Genomic DNA, 23068 nt, shown 5'->3' with positions numbered 1-23068 from the left:
AAATGAATGGGTCGACCCGTGGACTGGAACGACATCAGGATCTTCCTGGCCATTGCGCGCGCCCGCACCCTCGGCGGCGCTGCGCGCGCCATCGGTCAAAGCCAGCCCACGATGGGCCGACGCCTGCGCGTGCTCGAAGGTCAGCTCGGCCACGCGCTGTTCCAGCGCGGGCCCGAAGGCCTTGTGCTCACGGATGAAGGAACGACCCTGCTGGTCCATGCCGAGCGCATGGAAGCCGAGGCGCTGGCGCTGGATCGCGTGCTGGGCGGCCAGGACACGCAGCTCGAAGGCACGTTGCGCGTGTCGTCCTCGGACTGGTTCGGCAGCCACATGCTGACGCCGGTCTTCGCCGAGTTCTCGAAGACGCATCCGGGCGTTTCGATCGAGCTGGTCACCGACGCGCGGCTGTTCAACCTCGCGCGGCGCGAGGCCGATCTCGTGTTTCGCATTCGCGCCTTCGACGAAGCGGGCGTGATCCAGCGCAAGCTGATGCACATCGGGTATGGCCTGTACCGCCCCAAGGGCCTGCGCGCGCCGCGACTCGGCGACGGGGCGGGTTGTGCGCTGATCGCGCTCGACAGCGCCTTCAGCGAGTTTCCCGATGCGCGCTGGCTGAAGAAGCTGCTGCCCCGTGCGCACGTTGCGTTCTCGAGCAACAGCCGCGAGGTCCAGGCGCGCATGTGCGCCGCGGGCGTGGGGCTGGCCGTGCTGCCTCGGCCGCTCGGCGACAGCGTGAAGGGCATCGAGCGGATCGACTGCGACCCGCCGCCGCCGGGTCGCGATGTCTGGATCGGCTACCACCGCGACTTGCGGCAGCTGCGTCGCCTGCGCGCCTTGCTCGACCTGACGATCGAGCGGCTGGGCGGCGAGCCCGCCGCCCAGCCGTGAACGCGCGACGCCCGGCGCGCTGAGGCGTGCGTGCGCTCGCGCGCCTGCCCGCCGACATGGGAGGGGCCGACCGCGCTGGACGGCCGCGTCGCGGGCGTACAGTACGCGGGTCCCAGCTGGGAAGGCAGTACCTCCGGATTCCCGGAAGCAGTTGCCGGAATCGGGTGGTTTCACCGGCTCGTCGCATCGACGGGCCTGATGTCAAACTCAGTCCGAGTTCCGGCCAGCGTGCCGGCCAGCAGTCATGCATGGAAGTCACACAGCCAGCGAGGCCGCAAGGCGGATGCTGCGTAGGTCGAGCTGGGTCGCTTCGCTGACGCCCGACCAATTGCAGCGCGTCGAGCAGGAGTCGAGCGAGAGGGTCGTTGGCGCCGGCGCCTATCTCGCGAGGCGCGGAGAGGCGGTCGAGCACTGGTACGGCGTCGTCGAAGGCATCGTCAAGGTCTACACCGTCTCGAGCGAGGGCCGGACGATGTCGTATGCCGCCATCACCGCCGGCGGCTGGTTCGGCGAGGGCTCGATGCTGTGGCCCTCGCGGCAGCGCATGTACGACGCCACGGCGCTGCGCGAGTCGCACATCCTGTGCATTTCGCGCGCCACCTTCGACTGGCTGTCGGCCAGCAGCGCGGCGTTCAACCGCTTCCTCGCCGAACACCTGGCGAGTCGGCTCGGCCAGCTGATGAGCGCGCTCGAGCACGACCGGCTGACGCCGCCTGAATCGCGCCTGGCGCATTGCCTGCTCGAGGTCTTCAACCCGACGCTCAACCCGGGCAGCGGCACGCGCATCGCGATCACGCAGGAAGAGATCGGCTACCTGTGCGGCCTCTCGCGCCAGGTGGTGAACCGCGCGCTGCGCGAGTTCGAGGAGGCGGGTCTCATCAAGCTCGAATACGGCGTGCTGTCCGTGCTGTCGATGGAAGGCCTGCAGGCCGCGTCTCACGACGCCTCGGCGCGCGGGTAGGTCGCGCATTCGCGGCAGGCGGTCCCCGGCGGGGGGTCATGCCGTGGCGGTCGACGCTTGCGCGTCGACTGCGTTGCGCTGCTCTGGCCGAGGGCGCGCCGCTCGCATCCAATGAATCGCCGACGCACTTGCGCCGGCGCCAACCTCAGCGCAGGAACTTGCCGCCCTTTTGCACCATCGACATGTCGATGTAGCGCGAGGCGCTGCGCCCCGGTTCGCTGAAGCCGACCCTGAAGCCGCCGGCGTCGTGGTGCTTCATGGACCACGCGGCGTCGATCAGCGCCGATCGCGTGATCTCGCCGCCGATGCGGCGGAGCACGTCGACGAAGATGCGCGCGTTGATGTAGCCCTCGAGCGCCGTGTGGTTGAATTCGGGCGCGTGCCCCGCGGCGAGCCAGTCGCGGCGGAAGTCGCGCACGATCGGGACGGTGGAGCCCATCGGGTACGGCACCACTTGCGAGACGGTGATGCCGACGGCGTCGTCGCCGAGCGCATCGATGGTCGAGCCGGCGCCGAAGACCGACAGGGCGTAGATCGGCAGGCCGCGGCGCTGCGATCGCAGCGCCTTCACGAGCGCGACCGTCGGCTTGCCCGCGACGCCGGCGAGCACCGCCTCGGGCTGCACCGAAACGATCCGCGCCGCTGCTTCGGCGGCGTCGGACGCATCGGTCTCGACGGTCGCCGTGGCGACGGATGCCAGGCCGCGGCGCTCGAGCGCGGCGCGCGCGCCCTCCCAGATCTCCTTGCCGAAGGCATTGTTCTGGTAGGCCACCGCGATGCGCTTGAGCCCGATGGTCGCGACATGCTCGATGAGCCGCTCCGCCTCGTCGGGGTAGCTCGGCCGCACGTTGAACACGTTGCGCGCTCCCTTGGGCCGAGCCGACAAGGCGCCGGTGTACGGCGCGAAGAACGGGATGCCCGAGGCGAGAACCTTGGGCATCATCGCCTCGACCGTCGGCGTACCCATGCAGCCGAACAGCGCCAGCAGCGAGCGATCGGCCATCAGGCGCTCGACGTTGGCGAGCGCGCGCGCGGCGTCATAGCCATCGTCGAGCGTGGTCAGCTCGATCGGGCGGCCGCCGACGCCGCCCTGGCCGTTGACGGCGACAAAGCAGGCGCTCGCGCCCTGGGCCATGGCCAGGCCGAGATCGCCGATCGGCCCGGAGAGCATGCCGGTCTGGCCGAGGCGCAGGGCCTCGGGTGTCGCGCCGCGCGCAAAGCCGCATAGCGCGATCGACGACAACAGGCCCAGCGCGTGGCGGCGCGAACAGGGCCCGAGGGCCGTGGCGGGCAGGGTTGCGCTGCGCATGTCGTCTCCCGTGGTGGCGTCGGCGAATCCTGGAGCCGGGGCGCGCCGCAAGAATGTCTTCTCGCCAACAGAGCAGCCAGCATCCGCCCGGCCTGCCGGCCGTGGTCGGCATGGGCGGATTGCCGAGAGGCGCGTGTCGATCGCGCCGATAGGCGGCGCGGCCTTGCGTGCCTAGATTCGCGCCATGGACCGACTCAAGGACAAGCGCGCGCTGATCACCAACGGCACCAGCGGCATCGGCCTCGCGACGGCGCGACGCTTCATCGACGAGGGCGCGCGAACCCACGTGACCGGCACCGTCGCCGACGCCGTCGAGAAGCTGCGCCGCGAGCTCGGCCCGCACGGCTGCGCGTGGTGCCTGGACGCCAGCATCGCCGCCGACCAGCAACGGCTGGCTGAGCGTGTCGCCGACGACTGCGGCGGCCTCGACGTGCTGTTCGTCAACCTGGCCGCGGTGCGGCTCGCGCCGCTGAACACCTGGGACGAGGCAGCGTTCGATCACGAGATCGCCGCCAACGTGAGAGGGCCCTTCTTCCTGCTCAGGACGCTGCTGCCGCTGCTGCGCCGTCCGTCGTCGGTGGTGATCAACACGACCTTCGGCGGCCATACGGGCATGCCGTACGCCAGCGTCTTCGCGGCCGGGCGCGCGGCGCTGATGGCCCTGGCGCGCAGCCTGGCCGTCGAGCTGATCGGCCAGGGCATCCGCATCAACATGCTGAGCCCGGGCCTGGTGGCGATGCCTGCCGCGCCGAACGATCGCGCCCACGACGCCGCGCGCGCCTCGATCGCGGCCCAGGTGCCGGCGCGCCGGCTCGGCGAGCCGCTCGAGATTGCCGATGCGGTGGTCTACCTGGCCTGCGACGAATCGATGTACGCCGTCGGCACCGAGCTCGTGGTCGACGGCGGGCTGGCCGCGGCCTGAGCGGCCGCCCCGCCCGCGGGCGCGAGCCGCAGGGTTTGCGGAGCCTGCGCGAGATCGGCGCACCACGCGCGCCAGGCGGGCGACGCGGCGACGCCGCGAGCGTGCGCGGCCTGCGCCGCCGCATCGGCGTAAGCGGCCATCCATGCCAGCACGGCAATGCCCTCGCGCACCGGCAGGCGCGGGAAGTCGTTGCGCGCCGGCTCGGTCTCGAACGCGGCGATCCAGCGCGCGCCGTCGCGCGTCCACAGCGGGCGAATCTCGCGCTCGAAGCGCGCGATGCGGCCTTCGTCGGCCAGCCGCGGCAGGAAGCACAGGGTCGTGGTGATCAGCGGTGCGCGGCGGGCGCTGTCCCAGTCCTCGCTCGCCACGCCCGGCGAAGGCAGCGGGCGCAGCAGCAGCACATCGTCGCTGTCGATCATCGTCGCGTTCGCAGCGTCGCGATGACGGCGCCACACCGGCCCGTCGTAGAACGCGGCGAGCGCCGGCGCGCGCATGCCCAAGCCGGCGAAGCCGCGCATCCAGACGAAGCGGTCGGCATCGTCGAGGTCGCGCCAGGTGCCGAGCACGCGCAGGCCCAGTGCCTCCTGGGGCGCCACGAACTCGCGCTCGAACAGCTCGACCAGCACGTCGCGCTGGCCGGGATGCAGCGTGTACTGGCGCAGCTCGATGACCGCGGGCAGGGCTTTGGCACAGGAGGGTGTGGGCATCATGGCGCGATGCTCGCGCGCGAGCGCGACCGAACGTGTCAGCAGTGGAGCGCAAGGGCTACGCACGCACGCTGCCTTACACAGAAAGCAGGAGTGACCCCCGCGCGGCAGCGCGCGCTAATCACCGCCGTTCGCCGACGGCGGACACGCAGACGACGGGCCGTTCGAGGCCCTGGCCTCGCCGGCCGAGGCGTGTTGCGCATCCCCTGGCCGGCTCTCGACGGAGGGGCGTGCCATGTCGACATCACCGGTCGCGACGAACCTGCAGGCCAACGACAACCTGATCGAGGACCGCCTGCAGGTCATGCTGCCGCCGATCGCGCAATCGGTCGCCGGCTGTTTCGAGGCGGTGCAAAACCGCAGCGGCGAGCAGCCGGTGACCGAGCTCGTCACGGTGAGCAACCAGAACACGCTGATGCGCTTCTTCCCCGACCCCGCGTCGGGCTCGGGCTGGAACCACGAGGAGGTGCCGGTCGACAGTGCGCCCGCGCAGGCAGCGATCCAGAAGCTGGTGAGCTTCTACCAGGGCTCGACGCTGTATGCCCTGGTCCACTATCCGGCCGCGCAGGGCAACCAGGTCGTGGGCATGCAGCGCACGGTCGCGAATCAATGGGGGCCGATGATCTTCGACCCCAGTCTCGCCGACGCCCTGGGCAAGATGAGCCAGACCGATGCCTTCGTCGACGCCTCGGGCACCTGCTACTTCTACGGCATCACCACGGCCCTTTCGCCGCCCACCTTCGTGATCGTGGCGCAGGGCGGCAGCGGCCACTGGGTGCCGGTGTGGATGCAGCCGGTGCAAAGCGCGACGGCTTCGTACCGGTTGCTCCCCGGCTACGGCGGCAACCAGATGACGGTCGCCGTGATCGACGGCAGCGCGATCTCCTTCCAGGGCGGCACGGTCACCGGCGGCGAGCTGGTCTTGCAGGGCACGCCGGCGACGCAACAGCTCGGCCTGGGCCCGCTCAGCGCCGAGCGCGTGTTCGCCTTGCCGAGCGGCGCCGCGCAGGAGCCCGGCTTCTTGCTGCTGAGCACCGACTGGCAGCTCTATCTGGTGAGCGGCTACGACGGCCCCTCGCCCAGTGGCGTCGCGCTCACCGGCGGCGACCAGCAGCCCGGCGGCGTGATCGGCGTGGCCGTGGGCCAGGCGCAGCAGGGGCTGGCCATGGTCTTCGCAGTCGACGACGCACAACAGCGCCTGTGGCTGCTGCGCCAGGCGGCAGGCACGACGCAGGCCGTCGGCTTCGAGCCCTGGGTGCAACTGGGCAACAACGTGGCGAGCCTCACCTGTCCGTGGTCGATGGGTGCCGGACCCGAGCTGCTGTTCTACGACCTGCGAGGCAACGTCAACCACCTGTGTCAGCAGGTGCAGCAGGGCAACTGGTTCCAGCAGGCGATCGCCACGCCGGCGCCCGACGGCCAGCCGCTGGCCGACAGCGCGAGCTACTGCACCGAGTTCGTCACCACCGATGCGAACGGCATGATGCTGCCCGGCCAGGTGGTCGAGGTCAGCGCCGACCGGCCCTGCGTGGCGGTGATCAACAGCCTCGCCTATCACGTCGGCGTCGATGCGCCGGCCACCGTCGTGAGCGACATGCAAGGGCGCGTGACGGTGGCGGTCGAGGCCGCCTCGCTGGTGTCGCCGGCACTTCAAGTCTCTGCCGCAGGGCTCGGCACGCGCGGCGGCTATCGCGCCGATCTGCGCGCCCACCAGCGCCTGGCCGGCCAGGATCCGAGCTTTGCGGTGAACGGCACGACGATGCAGGCGGCCGGGCTGATCCCGGCCTCGGTGTCGCCGAGCGATGCCGATGAACTGGCGCAGCGCGCGCAGGCGCTGGGCCAGGCGGCGGTGGCGATGCATGGGGCCGCGCTCGGACCCGCCGGGCCGGCCGCGGCGGCCCGCAGCCCGATCCGCCACCGCGCGTGGGAAGTCGACTTCAGGCGCAGCGCGGGCATGTGCCGCGACCTCGGCGCCGCGGAAGCGGCGCAGCTGCAGGCGGCCGCGACCGGCAGCGTGCTGTCCGACATCTGGGGCGACATCTGCAACTTCTTTCGCAACGTCATCGACGACCTCGAGAAGCTCGCGGTCTCCATCGCCGACGGCCTGGTCTACGTGGCCGTCACGATCGGCCAGGAGGTGAAGCACTTCGTGCTGAAGACGTTGGCCGAGGTGGGCGATTGCATCGAGGTCTTCCTGCAGGCGGTGGCCGCGCTGGCGAAGGACGTGGTCGACGCGGTCGAGACCGCGGTCAAGTGGCTGCGCATGCTGTTCGACTGGGACGACGTGCTGCTCACCAAGCAGGTGGTGCGCTACTACCTGAGCGAGAGCCTGACCAACCTGCAGGCCGGCGTCGCCGACCAGGTGCCCAAGGCCCTGATCGGCGCGTTCGACGCCGTCAAGAACGACATCGTCGGCTGGATCGACCAGATCGAGAGCTACATCGAGGCCGGCACCAGCTTCAACCAGATGGGGCCACAAAGCTCGAGCGATCCGGTCTCGCAAGGCGGACCGCCGCTCGCCGGCATCGGACTCGCCAGCGCCTACCAGGCCAACGGCACGCAGTGCAACTACCTGCATTCGAAGCTGCTCGCCAACGGGCCGCGCGCCACCGGCCTGCCGACGAGCCTGAGCGCCGGTGCCGGCTTCGATCCGTCGACCATCATCGCCGCGTTCGAGCAGGCCTTCCCCAGCCAGCAGCTGCAGCAGAGCTGGCAGAAGGTGCAGGCCTACAGCGCGCAGATCCGCAGCGCCGGCAGCTTCCTCGAGGTGGTCGTGCTCGACGCGCTCGAGGCCGTCAAGGATCTTGCGCTGCTCGTGATCAGCGGCATCGAGGCGGTGCTGCTCGCCCTGGTCGACCTGCTCGCGCTGGCGCTCACCGCGTTCGACGACGTGATGTCGGTCAGCATCGAGATTCCGTTCATCTCGCAGCTCTACCGGGACATCAGCGGCGGGCAGGACTTGTCGATGCTCGACCTGATGAGCCTGCTGATCGCGCTGCCCACGACCTTGCTCTACAAGCTCATGTACGGCGGCAGCAGCCTGACGCCGCCGTTCACCGCGGCGGATGTGCAGCAGATCACTTCGCAGCCGATCGCCTGGCCCGACCGGCTTGGCGGCTCGCCGGCGGCGGCGCTGCGCGAGGGACCGGCGGGCGACGTGCTGAGCGCCTCGCTGGCGACCGCCTTCCTGATCTGCGGCCTCGGCTACACGGTCTGCGACATCGGGCTGGACGCCGCGGCAGCGCAAGCCGCCGGCGCGACCACGCCGCCGGTCTCGCCGCCGCCGCGCGACGCCACCTTCTGGGGCGGCATCGCCTCGATCCTGTTCGCGGTCGGCATGCAGGGCTTCGGCGTGCCCTATGCGGCGATGGCGCGCATCGACCAAGGCAAGGGCACGAAGGCGGACTCGTGGTCCGTCGGCGCGTGGTGCGCGGCCTGGGTGCCGACGCTGCTGGACATCGGCTTCGCCGCCGGCTCGCCGAGCAAGAAGGTCACGCGCCTGCAGGGCCCGGTGGGGCCGTGGCTGTCGTGCGTCGCGGGCGTCGGCATGTTGGGCGCCGGCATCGGCGCGGCGGTGACGATGAAGGGCGACAGCAACTACAGCACGGCCAGCCAGGTGGCCGTGCTGCTGCCGGTGTGGCCCTACATCCTTCAGCCGCTGGTGCTGCTGGGCGATGAGAGCCCGCCGACCGCGGGCGCACAAGTGGGCTTGTGGCTGGTCGACCTGGTGTGCGATGTCGGCACCTGCATCGCCGTGAGGAGTGCGGCATGACAGCCGCGCGGCGCTCGTGCACGGTGCTGGCGTCCCTGGCCGTCGCCGGCCCGCTCGCCGCGCAGCCGGCCGCGCCCGTGCCGCAGGGCATGGTCAGCTTCTTCGCGACGCCCGGCGGGCAGGCCTGTCCGAGCGGCTGGAAGGAAGCCGGCTATGCGGCAGGGCGACTGATCCTGGCCGCGAAGGACGGCAGCCGCAACGGCAGCAGCCAGGGCGAGCCCATGGCCGACCAGCAGCCGCCGCTGCACGTTCATGCGTACAGCGGCAATGCCAGCGTGGCCTCGAAGGGCACGGTCACCGCCGGCGGCAGCGACAAGGGCGTCGGCGCGGCGGGTTCGTACGCGACCTCCGGCACTTCGGATCCGGCCGACATCGGCTATCCCTTCGTGCAGTACCTGGCCTGCGAGTTTTTCGCCGGGTCTTCGAGCGCCAGCGGTGACGCCTTTCCCTACGGCAGCTTCTCGTTCTTCAACACGGCGAGCTGCCCGAACGGCTGGTCGCCCAGCACCGCGGCCGACGGCCGCTTCGTGCTCGCGATGCCGGCCGGCGGCACGGCCGGCACCGCCTCGCAGGCGGTGTGGTCCGGCTACAGCGCGGCGACGCACACGCACGGCTTCAGCGGCTCCGTGCGCGTGGGCTCCAAGGGCTTCGTCTGGGGCGGCGGCCTCAACGAGTCGCTCGCCGCACCGGGCAGCATGCCGCTCAGCGGGTCGCTGGCCGCCAATGCGCAGGCCTCGCCGGTCGTGCCTTTTGTCGTGCTGCTCGCCTGCCAGAAGACGGCCTTCACGCCCTCGTCGCAGGGCCTGCCGCTGGGCATCTCGACCTTCTTCGGCGCGCAGCAGTGTCCGGACGGCTGGGGCAACACGCTGGCCGCGCCAGGGCGCTTCTTCGTGGCGATCGGCGGGACCGGCACGCAAGGCGCGGCCTTCGGTGGAGGCCCCATGGGCGTGAACGAGTCGAGCCGCAGCCACGGCCACGCGATCGGCGGCTCGATCACGATCACCGAGCACGACACCGACCTGACCGAGACCTGGCACAACCTGCACCTGGGTCAGAAGGGCAGCTGGTCCTACAGCGCCGCCTCGTCGGCGGACGGCGTGGCGCTGCCCTTCATCATGCTGCAGGCGTGCACCTACAGCGCAAGTGCCGCGCGATAGATGGGCGACTGTTTGCCCGGTCCGGCGAACCCTTCCGCCGTGTCGACAGGGCCCTAGTCTTCGCCGTAGGCCGCCAAGAACACCCGCACGGCTTCGCGAAGCAGTGCCTTGTTCTCGCGTTCATCGGGCATCTCCAGCATCAGCAGCCCGCGGATGTGGCCGTCGCCGAGGAACATCGAAAGGAACAAGTCCGCCGCCTGTCGCGGGTGCGGCACGTTCAGCGCGCCCGCCGCGTGGGCACGGCGCAGGTACGCCGCCACGTCGCCGATCAGCCGCTCGGCGCCTTGGCGGTAGAACGCCCGGCAGGCTTCGGGATACGCGCCCGCGACGCCGTAGACCGAGCGGAACTTGCCCAGCGAGTCGTCCTCGCGCGCCAGCGCCAGGAACTGCTCGCCGATCGCCAGCAGGGCCTTGCGGGGCTGCTTCGGGTCCAGCGCCTCGACGCCCTCGACGCCGCCCACCACGCGGTCGGTGCGTTCGCGCACCACGGCCTCGAACAGGCCTTCCTTCGACGCGAAGTTGCTGTAGATGGTCATCTTCGAGACGCCGGCATCGGCCGCGATGGCGTCCACGCTGGCGCGCTCCAGGCCATGCATCGTGAAGTGGCGGTGCGCCGCTTCGATGATGCGCCGGCAGCGCTCGGGATCTCGGGGTCGGCCGCGGCGCGGCTTGGGTGCGTCGTCGTCCTTGGTGGGAGTCATGGCAAGAATTACTGTACTTGACAGTCCATTATAGCTCGCTACACTTACTGGACTAGATGGTCCAGTATATGAAGCCCTTCATCAAGCCCGCACCGCACCGCACGCCCCACGCCGGCGTCCGGGTCGCTCGTGCCCTGCCGCTGTTCGCGGCGTTCTCGGTGGTGCTGGCGAGCGTGTCGGCCTGCTCGACGGCGCCCGTGCAGCCACCGGCGCCGTCGGTGCCGCTGGCGCCCGCGTTTGCGCAATCGGGGTCGTCGCCGGCGGTTCAGGCGCTCGATGGCGCCTGGTGGGCCGGCTGGGGCGACCCGACGCTCGCGGCGCTGGTCGACCAGGCCCTGGCCGCCAACCATGACGTGGCCATCGCCTTGCAGCGCGTCGCGCAGGCCCGCGCCGGCCGCGACGCGCAGGACTCACACCTGTGGCCCACGATCGGCCTGCAGGCTTCGGCCTCGCGCAGCGACAGCGGCCTGCCCGCGCCGGTCAAGCAAGGCCTGCCCGACACGCGTGCGCTGCGCGTCGGCGTCGATGTCGCCTGGGAGATCGACCTGGCCGGCGGCGTTCGCGCCGCGCGCGATGCGGCGCAGGCCGATGCCGCGGCCGCCGGCGCGGGCGTGCAAGGCGCGCGGCTGCTGGTGGCCAGCGACGTCGCGCGCCAGTACTTCGTTCTGCGCAGCGCCGAAGAGCGGCTGCGCATCGTGCAAGCCCTGGCCGCGGCGCAGCGCCAGACGGCCACACGCGTGGAGAGCCGCTTTCGCGAAGGCGAGGCCAGCGCCTTCGACCTCGACCGCGCGCGCGCCGAGGCCGATGCGTTCGACGCCCAGGTGCCCGCGCTGCGGATCCTGGCCGGCACCTCGCAGACCCGCCTGGCCGTGCTGCTGGGCCGCAACCCGTCGGAGCGTGTCGTCGGCGACGGCGCGGACTTCGCATGGCCCGGCGCACGCGACATCGGCACGGGCCAGCCCAGCGAACTCCTGCAGCGACGTCCCGACCTGATCGCCGCCGAGGCGCGCGTCGCGGCCGAGACGCTGCGCGGCGCCGAGGCCCGCGCCCAGTGGTGGCCCAAGCTCTTCCTGAGCGCCCTGGTCGGCCGCCAGGACCTGCAGCTCAACGCGCTGGATCTCGCGCCGGTGCGCTTCTCCAACGTGGCGCTGGCCTTTGCGGCGCCGATCTTCAACGCCGGGCGCATCGACGCCGGCATCCGCGCGCAATCGGCGCGTGCCGAGGAGGCGCTGCTGGCCTGGCAGAAGGCGGTGCTGGTGGCCGTGCAGGAGGTCGAGGACAGCCTGCTCGTGCGCCACCAGGAAGCCGAGCGCGCCGCCGCGCTGGCGCGCACCGTCGACCACCGTCGCCGCTCGCTGCAGCGCGCCGAGTCGCTGCAGCGCGAAGGGCAGATCGACCTGCTGGTGCTGCTCGACGTGCAGCGCTCGGTGCTCGCCAGCGAACTGGCCCTGTCGGACAGCCGCCTTCAGCAGGTGCTGGCCGACGTGCAGCTCTACAAGGCCCTGGGTGGAGGCTTCGTCGCAACCGCCCAGACCGCCACCGCCATGAACCCTCTTGCCGCAAGGACGCCGCAGTGAACCGCCGCCTTCCCGCCCTCACCCTCACGGCCCTTGCCGCCGCCGGCGCGCTGCTGGCCGCCTGCAGCGAGCCGCCTGCGCCGGCTGCGGTCGTCAAGCCGGTGTTCGTGACCACCGTCACCGAGGCCACGTCGGCGCAGACGCGCACCTTCACCTCGGTCGTGCGCGCCCGCGTCGAGACCGAGCTGGGCTTTCGCACCGCGGGCAAGGTGGTCGAACGGCTGGTCGACGTCGGCGACACCGTGAAGGCCGGCCAGGTGCTGGCCCGGCTCGACCCTGCCGACTACCAGCTCGCCGTGCGGGCCGCCGCCGACCAGGTGCAGGCGGCCTCGGTGGACGCGCAGCAGGCGGCCTCGGACGAGGCGCGCTTTCGGCGCCTGCTGGCCGATGGCTCCGTCGGCGCTGCCGACCACGAGCGCCAGAAGGCGCGCGCCGACGCGGCCGCCGCGCGGCTCGACCAGGCGCGCCGCCAGTTGGAGCTGGCGCGCAATCGCGAGGGCTACGCGACGCTGCTGTCGCCTTACGCCGGGGTCGTCACCGCGCTGCGCTTCGAGCGCGGCCAGGTGGTGGCCGAAGGCCAGCCGGTGATGTCGCTGGCGCGTGACGGCGAGCGCGAGATCGTCGTCGATCTGCCGGAAGACTGGGTCGGCCGCGCGCGTTCGCTGGTCGCGACCGCCGCGCCGTGGCACGACGCGGCATCGCCGCTGCAGCTGACGCTGCGCGAACTCTCGCCGCTGGCCAGCGCGCAGGGCCGCACCTTCCGCGCGCGCTATGCCGCCGCCGCGCCGTCGCGCGCGCAGATGGCGGCCTTGCCGCTGGGCAGCACGATGCAGCTCACGCTGGCGGCGCCGAAGGCCGGCCCGGCGACCGCCGTCGTGCCGGTTACCGCGCTGGTGAAGGGCAGCGGGCCGACGGGCGTCTGGACCCTGGACGCCAAGGGCTCGGGCCTGGTGTTCGCGCCGGTGCAGGTGGTGTCGATCGACGACGCCTCGGCGCGCGTGAGCGGCCTGGCCGTCGGCAGCCGCGTGGTCAGCGTCGGCGCCCAGAAGCTCGATGCGGGCATCCCCGTGCGCGCCATCGAGCGTGCGCCCGAAGCCGCCGCGGGCGCGGCCGTCGCCGAGAGCAAGTCATGAAGCGCTTCAATCTCTCGCAATGGGCCGTCACGCACCGGCCGATGGTGCTGTTCCTGATCATCACGACGCTCATCGTCGGCACGCTGGCCTTCAGCCGGCTCGGCCGCCTGGAGGATCCCAACTTCGACGTGCCGCAGATGACGGCCATCGTCGTGTGGCCGGGCGCCACCGCGCAGGTGGTGCAGGACCAGGTGCTCAACCGCATCGAGCGCCGGCTGCAGGAGCTCGACCACTTCGAGTACGTGCGCAGCTTCGCGCGCCAGGGCTATGGCGGCATCACGCTGTGGATGAAGGGCGGCAGCAGCAAGGCCGAACTCGAGAACGCCTGGTACCAGGCGCGCAAGAAGATCGGCGACGTGCGCCAGGAGTTTCCCGAGGGCGTGCGCGGGCCCTTCTTCAACGACGAGTACAACGACCGCTACAGCGTGCTCTACGCGCTGAGCGCTCCGGATCTCTCGATGGCCGAGCTGGTGGACGTCACCGAAGCGGTGAAGCGCCGCTTCCAGAGCGTGCCCGGCTCGGCCAAGGTCGACGTGCTGGGCAAGCAGGCCGAGCGCGTGTACGTGGAGCTGTCGACGCGGCGTCTGGCGGCGCTCGGCATCGCGCCGACGGCGGTGTTCGACGCGCTGGCGCGCCAGAACCTCGTGATCCCGGCCGGCTCGGCCGACACGACGCACGACCGCGTCCAGGTGCGCGTGGACGGCCGGCTGAGCACTGCCCGCGATGTCGCCAACGTCACGCTCGAAGTGGGCGGCCAGCTGCTTCGGCTGGCCGACGTCGCCACGGTGCGCGCCGGCTACGAGGATCCGCCCAGCTTCAGCATTCGCCACAACGGCGTGCCGGTGCTGGCCATCGGCGTGACGATGCAGCAGAACGGCAACGTGCTCGACTTCGGCCATGCGCTGGAGAAGCGGCTCGCCGAGATCCGGCAGGAGCTTCCCGTTGGCGTGGAGATCGAGCAGTACGCCGACCAGCCGCGCGTGGTGGCCGAGTCGGTGTGGGAATTCGAGCGCTCCTTCCTGGAGGCGCTGGCCATCGTGCTCGCCGTGTCCTTCCTGTTCCTCGGCTGGCGCACCGGCATCGTGGTCGCCGCCTCGGTGCCGCTGGTGCTCGGGCTGGTGGCCGCCGTCATGTATGCCGCCGGCTGGGCCCTCGACCGCATCTCGCTCGGCGCGCTGATCATCGCGCTGGGGCTGCTGGTCGACGACGCCATCATCGCGGTGGAGATGATGGTGGTGAAGCTGGAGGAGGGCTGGGACCGCCTGCGCGCCGCCACCTACGCCTACACCTCCACCGCTTTCCCGATGCTGACCGGCACCCTGGTCACCGCGGCCGGGTTCATGCCGGTGGGCTTTGCGAAGTCGATTGCCGGCCAGTACGCGGGCGGCATCTTCTGGGTGGTGGGCGTGGCCCTCATCCTTTCGTGGCTCGTGGCGGTCGTCTTCACGCCCTACCTGGGCGTGATGCTGCTGCCGAAGAATCTTTCGACCGGCACGCACCATGACGTCTACGACCGGCCGATCTACCACCGGCTGCGCCGCATCGTCGACTGGGCGGTGCAGCACCGCGTTCTGGTGCTGGCGCTGACGGTGCTGATCTTCGGCCTCGCCGGGGCTGGCATGCTGAAAGTGCAGCAGCAGTTCTTCCCCACCGCGTCGCGGCCCGAGCTGCTGGTCGACCTGCGCCTGCGCGAGGGCGCGTCGTTCGCCGCCACCGAGCACCAGGTGAAGCTGCTCGAGGAACGGCTGAAGAAGGATCCGGACATCGAGTTCTTCACCGCCTACACCGGCGCCGGCACGCCGCGCTTCTACCTGTCGATCCAGCCGGAGCTGCCCAACCCGGGCTTCGCCCAGTTCGTCATCAAGACGGCCGGCATCGAGCCGCGCGAGCGCGTGCGCTCGCGTCTGATGGCGCTCTTCGACAAGGATGAAGACTTTCCCGACGTCCGGGCCCGCGTGCAGCGCCTGGAGTTCGGCCCGCCGGTGGGCTTTCCGGTCCAGTTCCGCGTCATCGGGCCGGACAAGGCCCAGGTGCGCGAGATCGCCTACCGGGTGCGCGACACGGTGCGCCAGAGCGCGCTCGTGCGCGACACGCAGCTCGACTGGAACGAACAGGTGCGCTCGGTGCGCATCCATGTCGACCAGGACAAGGCGCGCCTGCTCGGCCTGTCGAGCGCCGACATCCAGGGCCTGGTGCAGACCACGCTGGACGGAGCGCCCGTCACGCAGATCCGCCGCGGCGAGGAACTCGTCGACGTGGTCGTGCGCGCCACGCCCGAGGAGCGCAAGAGCATCGGCCAGATCGGCGACCTGCAGGTCTTCACGCGCAGCGGCGTGACCGTGCCCTTGTCCCAGCTGGCGCGCATCGAGCCGACCTTCGAGGAGCCGGTGCTGTGGCGGCGCAATCGCGACATGGCGCTCACCGTGCGCAGCGACGTGATCGACGGCGTTCAAGGCCCCTACGCCACGGCGCAGATCCGGCCATCGCTGCAGCCCATCATCGACAGCCTGCCGCCGGGCTACCGCATCGAGGAGGGCGGCGCGATCGAGGAGAGCGACAAGGCCAACGTGGCGCTGTTCGCGGTGTTTCCGGCCATGTTCGCGGTGACGCTGACGCTGCTGATGATCCAGCTGCAAAGCTTCTCGCGGCTGGCGATGGTGTTCCTGACGGCGCCGCTGGCGCTGATCGGCGTGGTGCCGGCGCTGCTGCTGTTCCAGGCGCCGTTCGGCTTCGTCGCGCTGCTCGGCGTGATCGCGCTCGGCGGGATGATCATGCGCAACTCGATCATCCTGGTCGACCAGATCGACCAGGACATCGCGCGCGGCGTCGCGCCCTGGACGGCCATCGTCGACGCCACGGTGCGGCGTTCGCGCCCGGTGGTGCTGACCGCCGCCGCCGCGGTGCTGGCGATGATTCCGCTCACGCGCAGCGTGTTCTGGGGGCCGATGGCCATCTCGATCATGGGCGGTCTCGTGGTCGCCACCGCGCTCACGCTCGTGTTCGTGCCGGCGCTGTACGCCGCGTGGTTCCGCATCCGGCGCGACAGCCCGGCGCAAGTGCCGCCGAGCGAGCCGGCGAGCGAGCCGGCGCCCGTGACGGTCGGCGCCTGAGTGCCATGGACGCCGGGCTCGATCGCGCCACCGTGCCGAGACGCCGTCGCAGGCATGCCCGGCCTCGGGAGCTGCTCGAGGCGGCGCTCGCGCTGGTGGTGGAGAAGGGCTACGCCGGCGTCCGGGCGGAAGACATCGCGGCGCGCGCCGGCGTCTCCAAGGGAACGCTGTATCTCTACTTTCCGAGCAAGGACGACCTGCTCAAGGCACTGATCGCCGAGGGCCTGCTGTCTCACGTGGCCATCGGCGCGCACGAGGCACCGCATGACCGCCCGAGCGTCGATCTGCTGCGCGAGGTGCTGACCGCCTGGCAAGCGGCGCTGATGCGAGTCGACGCCGGCGGCATCTTCAAGCTGGTGTACGCGGAGGCGCGCAACTTCCCGGCACTGGCCGAGTTCTGGTCCACCGAGGTGATCGAGCCCGCGCGGCGCCTCGTCTCCGAGATCGTCGTGCGCGGCATCGATCGCGGCGAGTTCCGGCCCGTGGATCCCGACGTGGTGGTCCACGCGCTGGTGCTGCCGATCGTCTTCTCGTGTCTTCACCAGCACGCCATCGGTCCTCGAATGCCGCCTGATCGCTCGACCCGTGCGAGCGATCCGTTCAACCGGCATTTTGATTTGGTCATTCACGGTTTGATCGGAAAGTGAGTCGGCAATGTCAATGAATCCCGCAAATCAATCCCGGCCCGTGGCCGTCGTCACCGGCGCAACGGCAGGCATTGGTGCCGTGACCGCCGGCGCGCTGAAGGCTGCCGGCTACCAGGTGTTCGCCACCTACCGCAAGCCGCCGGCGACGAAGCTTGCGGGGGTCGACTATGTGGCTTGCGACGTGACCAGCGGCCCGTCGGTCGACGCCGCGGTGCGCGAGGTGCTTGCGAAGGCAGGGCGCATCGACCTGCTGGTCAACAACGCGGGCGTCGGCTTGATGGGCGCTGCCGAAGAGTCTTCGCTCGAGCAGGCCAAGGCGATCTTCGAGGTCAACGTGTTCGGCGTGATGCGCATGACCCGGGCGGTCCTGCCCGCGATGCGCCGGCAGCGTTCGGGACGCATCGTCAACGTCAGTTCGGTGCAGGGCTTCATTCCGGCGCCCTTCATGGCCTTGTATGCATCGAGCAAGCACGCGATCGAAGGCTACTCGGAGTCGCTGGACCATGAAATCCGGGACGCCGGCATTCGGGTGGTGCTCGTCGAGCCAGCCTACACGCGCACGGGCTTCGACAGCCATGTGCTGACCGCTGATCAGCAAGACGATCACTACGCCGCGGCGCGATCGCATGCCGAAGCGGTGTTCCGCGCCGTGATGACCACGGCCGACGCGCCGGAAGTGGTGGCCGAGACGGTCGTTGCCGCCGCCAGCGCGCCGACACCGCGCCTGCGCTACGCGGCAGGCCCCCTGGCCAGGAAGGTCAGCCTCCTGCGGCGCTTCGTCCCGGCGTCGGCCTTCGACAAGAGCTTGCGAAAGCAATTGCAGATGCCCGTATAGGCCGGCGCCATTGATCTCCACCCGCGTGAATGGCGACACGCATCAGGAAAAGGAAGACGTCATGAGCATCACCTATTCCCGCATGCTGCTCCTCGCCATTCGTGCGCACAGGCGGGCGAACGAAGGGGCCGGAAAACCCGGGTCGGTTCCTGCCATTCAAGACGTGCCGACCGCGCTGCCGGCCGTCGATGCGCCGCAAGATCGTGTTCCTTCATCCGTCGACGTGAACGCTGAAGCCCGAATCACGGGGCCAATCTTGATGAATCGGAAATGGTGATTTGCCAATCGGTGCTCTTCAATTGAAGGCGTCGATGCCTATATTGAATTCACCCGTTTCTGAATTCGTGGATTGATCTCAATAGCCTCTCAAACGTTCAAAGGAATACGCATCATGAATATCAAGCCATTTGTCGCCATCGCGATCGCGGCCCTCGGCACGAGCGCGGCCATCGCGCAGGTCAACCCCATGTCGGGCACCGACATCACGAACCAATCGCTGCAATCGTCGCGCTCGCGTGCCGAGGTTCTGGCCGAGCTCGAGATCTGGCAGCAGTCCGGGCTCGCGGAACTGGAGCGTCGCGGTGACCCGAACGTCTTCAGCGAGCCTTATCGCCGCGCTCAGGCCCGCTATGCGGCGCTGCGTGCATCGCCGGCATTTGCGGTCCGCGTGCAGACGCTGTCGCGCACGCGCGGCTGAGAAGGACGGGGTCACCCGCAACTGCCCACATACCCGCACGCGGTGCAGAAATCGCACCCGTCCTTGCGGATCAGCGTCGTGTTGCCGCACTCGGGGCAGGCGTGGCCGGCCATCGGCCCGCCCGGCGAGTCGTCGTCCTGCGGCGCTTGCAGCAGGCCCATCTCGCGCAGCGGATAGCCGTGCTCGTCGAGGATGCCGAGCATCGCGTAGCGGTGGATCGCCAGGCGCGCGAGATAGGCGACCGTCGAGGGCCAGGTCTGCTGGCGCGCCTGCTCGCGCGGCAGGCCGGGCACGAAGGCCATGAAGTGGCCCAGCGGTTCGGCGTAGCTCAGCAGCTTGCGCAGCTTCATGCCGATCCACGCCGGGTCGAGCACGCGCATGTCGAGCGAGAGGATGCGCGCCAGGCCGTCGAGCGCGCGCGGGTAGTTGCCCGACAGGCCCATCGCGCAGGGCCGCGTGCTGCCGTCGGGCAGGACGATCTCCTTGAGCGTCAGCGTGAAGGCCTCGCCCGAGGCCGGGTTGTGCACGTCGACCGACCAGGCCAGGGTGCCGTCAGGCCCGGTCACCGGCTCGTCGCGGCTGAACATCGCGCGGATCACCGGTGTCTCGGCGCTGGCGCGCGACCACAGGCCCAGCGCCTCGCAGCGCCAGCGGATCACCGCCGCGGTCGCCGCGACCACGCCGGGGAACAGGCGCGGCGTGCCGTCGGGCGGCATCGGCATCTCGAACGCGCGCTCTTCGCGCACGGTGGCCAGCACGTCGAGCTTGGCCTGGATCCAGGCCACGTCGCGGGTGCGCAGGTCCATCGACAGCGTCTTGGCCAGGGCGCCGAGGCCGCGCGGCTGCTCGGCGCCGTTGACCCACACCTCGAAAGGCGCCGGCCGGCCGTCGTCGCCCGGCAGCTCGCCGATGAAGAGCGCGAACTCGCCGAACGGGTGGCGCAGCATGTAGGTCCACGCCGCATTGCCGGCCGGCAGCTCGGGGCGGCCCGGCCAGCGCAGCGAGGCCAGCACCGGCTGCGAGGCCAGGCGCAGCGCGAGGCGGTCGTTGGCGTTGGGGGCGAGCGCGGGCCGCGCCGCGGCGGCGGGCTCGGCGACGTCGGCGTCGGCCTGCGTGCTCAGCACCGCGCCCAGCACCGCGTTGGGCCGATAGGTCGCCAGGCCCTTGAGGCCGGCGCGCCAGGCGCCGAGGTAGAGGTCCTTGAAGTCCTCGTAGGGGTAGTCGGCCGGCACATTGACGGTCTTCGAGATGGCCGTGTCGACGAAGGGCGCCACCGCGGCCACCATCTCGGCATGCGCCTGCGCGCTCATCTCCAGCGCGGTGACGAAGGCCGGCGACAGCGGCGCGTCGGCGCCCTTGAGGTGCCGCCACAGCCGCCAGGCGTGGTCCTCCACGGCGTACTCGCGCGTGCTGCCGTCGGCCATGCGCTTCTTGCGGGTGTAGCGCCACGAGAACGCCGGCTCGATGCCGTTGCTCGCGTTGTCGGCGAAGGCCAGGCTGATCGTGCCGGTCGGCGCGATCGACAGCAGGTGCGAGTTGCGCAGACCCACCTGCCGCACGCGCTCCTTCAGCTCGGCCGGCAGGCGCGAGGCGAAGGTGCCGCGGCGCAGCAGCAAGTCGGCGTTGAACAGCGGGAACGCGCCGCGCTCGACGGCCAGTTCGGCCGAGGCCGCATAGGCCGCGTCGCGCAGCAGCTGGGCGATGCGCGCCGCGGCGGCGCGGGCCTCGGCGCTGTCGTAGCGCAGGCCGAGCATCACCAGCGCATCGCCCAGACCGGTGAAGCCCAGGCCGATGCGGCGCTTGTCGCGCGCCTCCTGCGCCTGGCGCGCCAGCGGCCAGACGGAGACGTCGAGCACGTTGTCGAGCATGCGCACCGCCAGCTTCGCGAGCGCCGCGAAGCCGGCTTCGTCGAAGCGCGCGCCGGGCTCGAAGGGCTCGACGACGAAGCGCGTCAGGTCGATCGAGCCGAGGCAGCAGCAGCCGTAGGGCGGCAGCGGCTGCTCGCCGCAGGGGTTGGTGGCGCTGATGGTCTCGCAGTAGCCGAGGTTGTTGTCGGCGTTGATGCGGTCGAGGAACAGCACGCCCGGCTCGGCGTGGTCGTAGGTGGAGCTCATGATCTGGTCCCACAGCGCGCGCGCCGGCACGCTGCGGTAGATCCAGCTGCCGTCGGCGCGCTGGTGCGCGCCTTCGGCGGCCAGGCGCGGCCCCGGCGCCACGCGGTGCCACAACTCGACCGGCGCGTCGTCGACCACGGCCTGCATGAAGGCGTCGGTCACGCCGACCGAGAGGTTGAAGTTCGCGAGGTCGCCTTCGTCCTTGGCGTGGATGAACTCCTCGATGTCCGGGTGGTCGCAGCGCAGCACGCCCATCTGCGCGCCGCGGCGCGCGCCGGCCGATTCGACCGTCTCGCAGGAGCGGTCGAACACGCGCATGTACGACACCGGGCCCGAGGCGCTCGAGCGCGTGCTTTCGACCCAGGCGCCGCGCGGGCGGATGCGCGAGAAGTCGTAGCCGACGCCGCCGCCGCGGCGCATGGTCTCGGCGGCCTCGGTCAGCGCGGTGTAGATGCCGGGATGGCCTTCGTCGTCGCCGGCGATCGAGTCGCCCACCGGCTGCACGAAGCAGTTGATCAGCGTCGCGCTGAGGTCGGTGCCGGCGGCCGAGCAGATGCGCCCGGCCGGCACGAAACCCGCCTGCAGCGCGCCCAGAAAGCGCTCCTCCCAGGCCGCGCGCTGCGCCGCCGGCTCGGCCTGCGCGAGCGCGCGGGCGATGCGCCGTCGCACGTCGTCGATGCTGCGCTCGTCGTCCTTGGCGTACTTCTCGCGCAGGACCTCCTCGCTGATCGCCTGGGCGGGCAGGGCGGTTCGCACGGGGATGGCGGTGAGTTCGGTCATGGGCGCTCCCTTGGGTGGATCCAGCCACCTTAGTGCCGCTTTTCCGACGTGGTTTTGACCCAGATAGGATCGGATGCAGTTTGCGCCGGACTCGGGAGGGCGCCGATGCAAGCCGATCGGGGGGGGCGCTGCCATGAAGCCGTTTCGGATCCTGTTCGCCGCGTGCGCGGCCCTGCTGGCCGCCTGCAGCGCGCCGCCGCGCGGCGAGGGCGTGCCGCGGCTGGCGCTGGTGATCGGCAACGCCGCCTACGAGAACGCGCCGGCGCTCAAGAACCCGGCCAACGATGCGGCCGACATGTGCGCGGCGCTCGGCCGGCTCGGCTTCAAGACGCTGTGCCATGCCAACGTGCGCGACCGCGCCGAGTTCGACGCGCGGGTCAAGGAGTACGTCGAGCAGCTCGGCCCCTCCTCGGTGGGCGTGTTCTATTTCTCCGGCCACGGCGTGCAGGCGCGCGACGCCAACTTCCTGATCCCGACCCAGGTGCAGCCCAGGTCGGTGAGCGAGGATCCGCTGCGCGTGCTGTACGGGGTCGATGAGCTGTTCGATCGGCTGCGCCAGCGGCCGACGAAGTTCCAGCTGGTGATCCTCGACGCCTGCCGCACCGACCTGTTCGCCGCGCCGCGGACCGCGACCTCACGCGGTGCGCCGCCGGCAGCGACGAAGTCCGCGCTCGTGCGCGCGCTCGAGACCGACGGCCGCGCCGCCAGCGGCCTGGCGCCGATCAAGGATGCGCCGCCGTCGACCATCGTGCTCTACGCCACCGCCTCGAAGGACGCGGCCTACGACGGCGACGGCCGCAACGGCCCGCTGACCAAGCACATCCTGCAGCACATCGGCACGCGCGGCGTGCCGGTCGAGGAGTTCATCAAGCGCGTCACGCAAGGCGTCGAGACCGAGACCGCGCGCGACTACCGCCGGCGCCAGACGCCCTTCATCTACGGCTCGTTCGGCGGCACGTTCTGCTTTGCCGGCTGCCCCGGCGCGGCGCAGGTGCCGCCGTCGTTCTGATCAGAACGATGCGATCGCGCCGAGCGTGAAGCCCTGCGTCGTGTCGCGGCCGTCCTGCGCGTTGAACGCGTCCTTCGAGGTCAGGACCTGGATGCGGTAGCCGCCGGTGAAGGTCCAGCTCTTGATCCATGCGCCGCCGTCGATGGTGTAGGCCAGGCCCAGCTCGGCGAGCCGGTAGTCGGCGTCGAACTGGATGTCGTCGCCGCCGGGCGTCTTGAGCCAGCCCAGCCCCACGGCGCCGTACAGCGACCAGGGCCCGGACATCGGCGCGTTCAAGTTGACGCCGATCACCGGCCCCGCGGGCCGGTAGACCGCGTCGCCATCGCCTTGCGAGACCTTCTTGTAGCCCAGCGTCAACGCCAGGCCGGGGAGCACGGCGTAGCCGATGTTGAGGTCGTACTCCTTGCGGGTGCCGGTGCCGCCCTCGACGAAGTGGAAGTCGGTCGATGGCATGCCGCTGAACGATGCGAAGAAGTCGCCGTAGCGCACGCTGATCAGCGGCAGCCACGCGAACTTCTCGTTCGCCGAGACCTGCGTCAGCGCCAGGTTGTTCACGCCGTCCGGCGCGAAGTAGCTGAAGGTCGACCAGTCGGTGTACCAGGCTCGCACTCCGACCGAGATGCTCAGCCCGGCCTCCTGCGCCCGGGCCTGGCCGGGGCCGCACAGGGCGCACGCAGCCAGCGCCGCGCCCGCGATCGCGGATCTGTTCATCGTCTTCCCCCGCTTGTGGCTCTTTCTGCCCTGTCAAG

Annotated in this window: 18 protein-coding genes; 13 read left to right on the top strand and 5 right to left on the bottom strand. The window is 70.8% G+C overall.

Annotated elements, in window-relative coordinates; genetic code table 11:
* Positions 1-6: 6 nt before the first annotated feature.
* Positions 7-888, top strand: coding sequence for a LysR family transcriptional regulator (locus ACO2TI_RS03400; protein ID WP_423282034.1), 882 nt, complete (start codon positions 7-9; stop codon positions 886-888).
* A 283-nt stretch (positions 889-1171) separates the two neighbouring features.
* On the top strand, positions 1172-1849 hold the full coding sequence (locus tag ACO2TI_RS03395) for a Crp/Fnr family transcriptional regulator (RefSeq protein WP_423282033.1): 678 nt from the start codon (positions 1172-1174) through the stop codon (positions 1847-1849).
* A gap of 145 nt (positions 1850-1994) precedes the next feature.
* Here the strand turns inward: ACO2TI_RS03395 and ACO2TI_RS03390 are convergent, their stop codons facing one another.
* Entirely contained in the window at positions 1995-3158 is a 1164-nt protein-coding gene (locus tag ACO2TI_RS03390; RefSeq protein ID WP_423282032.1) for an ABC transporter substrate-binding protein, read from the bottom strand.
* 184 nt (positions 3159-3342) lie between these two features.
* Between ACO2TI_RS03390 and ACO2TI_RS03385 the strand changes: the two genes are divergently transcribed.
* A complete protein-coding gene (locus tag ACO2TI_RS03385) occupies positions 3343-4080 on the top strand; it encodes an SDR family oxidoreductase (protein WP_423282031.1) in 738 nt (245 codons plus the stop codon).
* Here ACO2TI_RS03385 and ACO2TI_RS03380 read toward each other — a convergent pair.
* Positions 4005-4790 carry an NIPSNAP family protein gene (locus tag ACO2TI_RS03380; protein ID WP_423282030.1) on the bottom strand — a complete coding sequence of 262 codons (786 nt, stop codon included), beginning with the start codon at positions 4788-4790 and terminating at the stop codon, positions 4005-4007. The two genes, ACO2TI_RS03385 and ACO2TI_RS03380, sit on opposite strands and share 76 nt — an antisense overlap.
* 232 nt (positions 4791-5022) lie before the next feature.
* Between ACO2TI_RS03380 and ACO2TI_RS03375 the strand changes: the two genes are divergently transcribed.
* Both ACO2TI_RS03375 and ACO2TI_RS03370 read left to right on the top strand, forming a co-directional pair.
* Positions 5023-8559 carry a hypothetical protein gene (locus tag ACO2TI_RS03375; RefSeq protein ID WP_423282029.1) on the top strand — a complete coding sequence of 1179 codons (3537 nt, stop codon included), beginning with the start codon at positions 5023-5025 and terminating at the stop codon, positions 8557-8559.
* On the top strand, positions 8556-9716 hold the full coding sequence (locus ACO2TI_RS03370) for a hypothetical protein (protein ID WP_423282028.1): 1161 nt from the start codon (positions 8556-8558) through the stop codon (positions 9714-9716). Before ACO2TI_RS03375 ends, ACO2TI_RS03370 begins: the two co-directional genes overlap by 4 nt.
* A gap of 53 nt (positions 9717-9769) precedes the next feature.
* Here ACO2TI_RS03370 and ACO2TI_RS03365 read toward each other — a convergent pair whose 3' ends face one another.
* The gene (locus ACO2TI_RS03365; RefSeq protein ID WP_423282027.1) at positions 9770-10417 is read right to left on the bottom strand and encodes a TetR/AcrR family transcriptional regulator; all 648 of its coding nucleotides are present in this window, start codon (positions 10415-10417) and stop codon (positions 9770-9772) included.
* A gap of 68 nt (positions 10418-10485) precedes the next feature.
* Between ACO2TI_RS03365 and ACO2TI_RS03360 the strand changes: the two genes are divergently transcribed.
* From ACO2TI_RS03360 to ACO2TI_RS03330, 7 genes are all read left to right on the top strand, one after another.
* On the top strand, positions 10486-11994 hold the full coding sequence (locus tag ACO2TI_RS03360; protein ID WP_423282026.1) for an efflux transporter outer membrane subunit: 1509 nt from the start codon (positions 10486-10488) through the stop codon (positions 11992-11994).
* On the top strand, positions 11991-13127 hold the full coding sequence (locus ACO2TI_RS03355) for an efflux RND transporter periplasmic adaptor subunit (RefSeq protein ID WP_423282025.1): 1137 nt from the start codon (positions 11991-11993) through the stop codon (positions 13125-13127). Before ACO2TI_RS03360 ends, ACO2TI_RS03355 begins: the two co-directional genes overlap by 4 nt.
* Complete coding sequence (locus tag ACO2TI_RS03350) at positions 13124-16237, top strand: efflux RND transporter permease subunit (protein ID WP_423282024.1); 3114 nt, start codon at positions 13124-13126, stop codon at positions 16235-16237. The genes ACO2TI_RS03355 and ACO2TI_RS03350 overlap by 4 nt, the downstream gene beginning before the upstream one ends.
* A 5-nt stretch (positions 16238-16242) precedes the next feature.
* Positions 16243-16884: a TetR/AcrR family transcriptional regulator gene (locus tag ACO2TI_RS03345; RefSeq protein ID WP_423282023.1), complete on the top strand. Its 642-nt coding sequence runs from the start codon at positions 16243-16245 to the stop codon at positions 16882-16884.
* Between the two features lie 40 nt (positions 16885-16924).
* Positions 16925-17719, top strand: coding sequence for an oxidoreductase (locus ACO2TI_RS03340; RefSeq protein WP_423282022.1), 795 nt, complete (start codon positions 16925-16927; stop codon positions 17717-17719).
* A 61-nt stretch (positions 17720-17780) separates the two neighbouring features.
* A complete protein-coding gene (locus ACO2TI_RS03335) occupies positions 17781-17996 on the top strand; it encodes a hypothetical protein (RefSeq protein WP_423282021.1) in 216 nt (71 codons plus the stop codon).
* A gap of 72 nt (positions 17997-18068) precedes the next feature.
* Positions 18069-18416 carry a DUF4148 domain-containing protein gene (locus tag ACO2TI_RS03330; protein WP_423282020.1) on the top strand — a complete coding sequence of 116 codons (348 nt, stop codon included), beginning with the start codon at positions 18069-18071 and terminating at the stop codon, positions 18414-18416.
* Between the two features lie 11 nt (positions 18417-18427).
* Here ACO2TI_RS03330 and ACO2TI_RS03325 read toward each other — a convergent pair whose 3' ends face one another.
* Positions 18428-21310 (bottom strand): adenosylcobalamin-dependent ribonucleoside-diphosphate reductase, encoded by a 2883-nt coding sequence (locus tag ACO2TI_RS03325; RefSeq protein WP_423282019.1) that lies wholly within the window; start codon positions 21308-21310, stop codon positions 18428-18430.
* A 133-nt stretch (positions 21311-21443) separates the two neighbouring features.
* Between ACO2TI_RS03325 and ACO2TI_RS03320 the strand changes: the two genes are divergently transcribed.
* Positions 21444-22319 (top strand): caspase family protein, encoded by an 876-nt coding sequence (locus ACO2TI_RS03320; RefSeq protein ID WP_423282018.1) that lies wholly within the window; start codon positions 21444-21446, stop codon positions 22317-22319.
* On the opposite strand, the gene ACO2TI_RS03315 is transcribed toward ACO2TI_RS03320, so the two are convergent.
* Positions 22320-23030, bottom strand: coding sequence for a hypothetical protein (locus ACO2TI_RS03315; protein ID WP_423282017.1), 711 nt, complete (start codon positions 23028-23030; stop codon positions 22320-22322).
* Between the last annotated feature and the right edge of the window lie 38 nt (positions 23031-23068).

This window comes from Caldimonas sp. KR1-144 (assembly GCF_049446155.1).
GTDB lineage: Bacteria > Pseudomonadota > Gammaproteobacteria > Burkholderiales > Burkholderiaceae_C > Rivibacter.
The sequence above is the reverse complement of the archived record's forward strand: the minus strand, read 5'-3'. Positions and strand labels throughout refer to the sequence as shown.

Bases quoted from the DNA above. Each gene is read 5' to 3' on its own strand.
- ACO2TI_RS03400 (WP_423282034.1), top strand. From the start codon at position 7: ATGGGTCGACCCGTGGACTGGAACGACATCAGGATCTTCCTGGCCATT.
- ACO2TI_RS03395 (WP_423282033.1), top strand. From the start codon at position 1,172: ATGCTGCGTAGGTCGAGCTGGGTCGCTTCGCTGACGCCCGACCAATTG.
- ACO2TI_RS03390 (WP_423282032.1), bottom strand. From the start codon at position 3,158: ATGCGCAGCGCAACCCTGCCCGCCACGGCCCTCGGGCCCTGTTCGCGC.
- ACO2TI_RS03385 (WP_423282031.1), top strand. From the start codon at position 3,343: ATGGACCGACTCAAGGACAAGCGCGCGCTGATCACCAACGGCACCAGC.
- ACO2TI_RS03380 (WP_423282030.1), bottom strand. From the start codon at position 4,790: ATGATGCCCACACCCTCCTGTGCCAAAGCCCTGCCCGCGGTCATCGAG.
- ACO2TI_RS03375 (WP_423282029.1), top strand. From the start codon at position 5,023: ATGTCGACATCACCGGTCGCGACGAACCTGCAGGCCAACGACAACCTG.
- ACO2TI_RS03370 (WP_423282028.1), top strand. From the start codon at position 8,556: ATGACAGCCGCGCGGCGCTCGTGCACGGTGCTGGCGTCCCTGGCCGTC.
- ACO2TI_RS03365 (WP_423282027.1), bottom strand. From the start codon at position 10,417: ATGACTCCCACCAAGGACGACGACGCACCCAAGCCGCGCCGCGGCCGA.
- ACO2TI_RS03360 (WP_423282026.1), top strand. From the start codon at position 10,486: ATGAAGCCCTTCATCAAGCCCGCACCGCACCGCACGCCCCACGCCGGC.
- ACO2TI_RS03350 (WP_423282024.1), top strand. From the start codon at position 13,124: ATGAAGCGCTTCAATCTCTCGCAATGGGCCGTCACGCACCGGCCGATG.
- ACO2TI_RS03345 (WP_423282023.1), top strand. From the start codon at position 16,243: ATGGACGCCGGGCTCGATCGCGCCACCGTGCCGAGACGCCGTCGCAGG.
- ACO2TI_RS03335 (WP_423282021.1), top strand. From the start codon at position 17,781: ATGAGCATCACCTATTCCCGCATGCTGCTCCTCGCCATTCGTGCGCAC.
- ACO2TI_RS03325 (WP_423282019.1), bottom strand. From the start codon at position 21,310: ATGACCGAACTCACCGCCATCCCCGTGCGAACCGCCCTGCCCGCCCAG.
- ACO2TI_RS03320 (WP_423282018.1), top strand. From the start codon at position 21,444: ATGAAGCCGTTTCGGATCCTGTTCGCCGCGTGCGCGGCCCTGCTGGCC.
- ACO2TI_RS03315 (WP_423282017.1), bottom strand. From the start codon at position 23,030: ATGAACAGATCCGCGATCGCGGGCGCGGCGCTGGCTGCGTGCGCCCTG.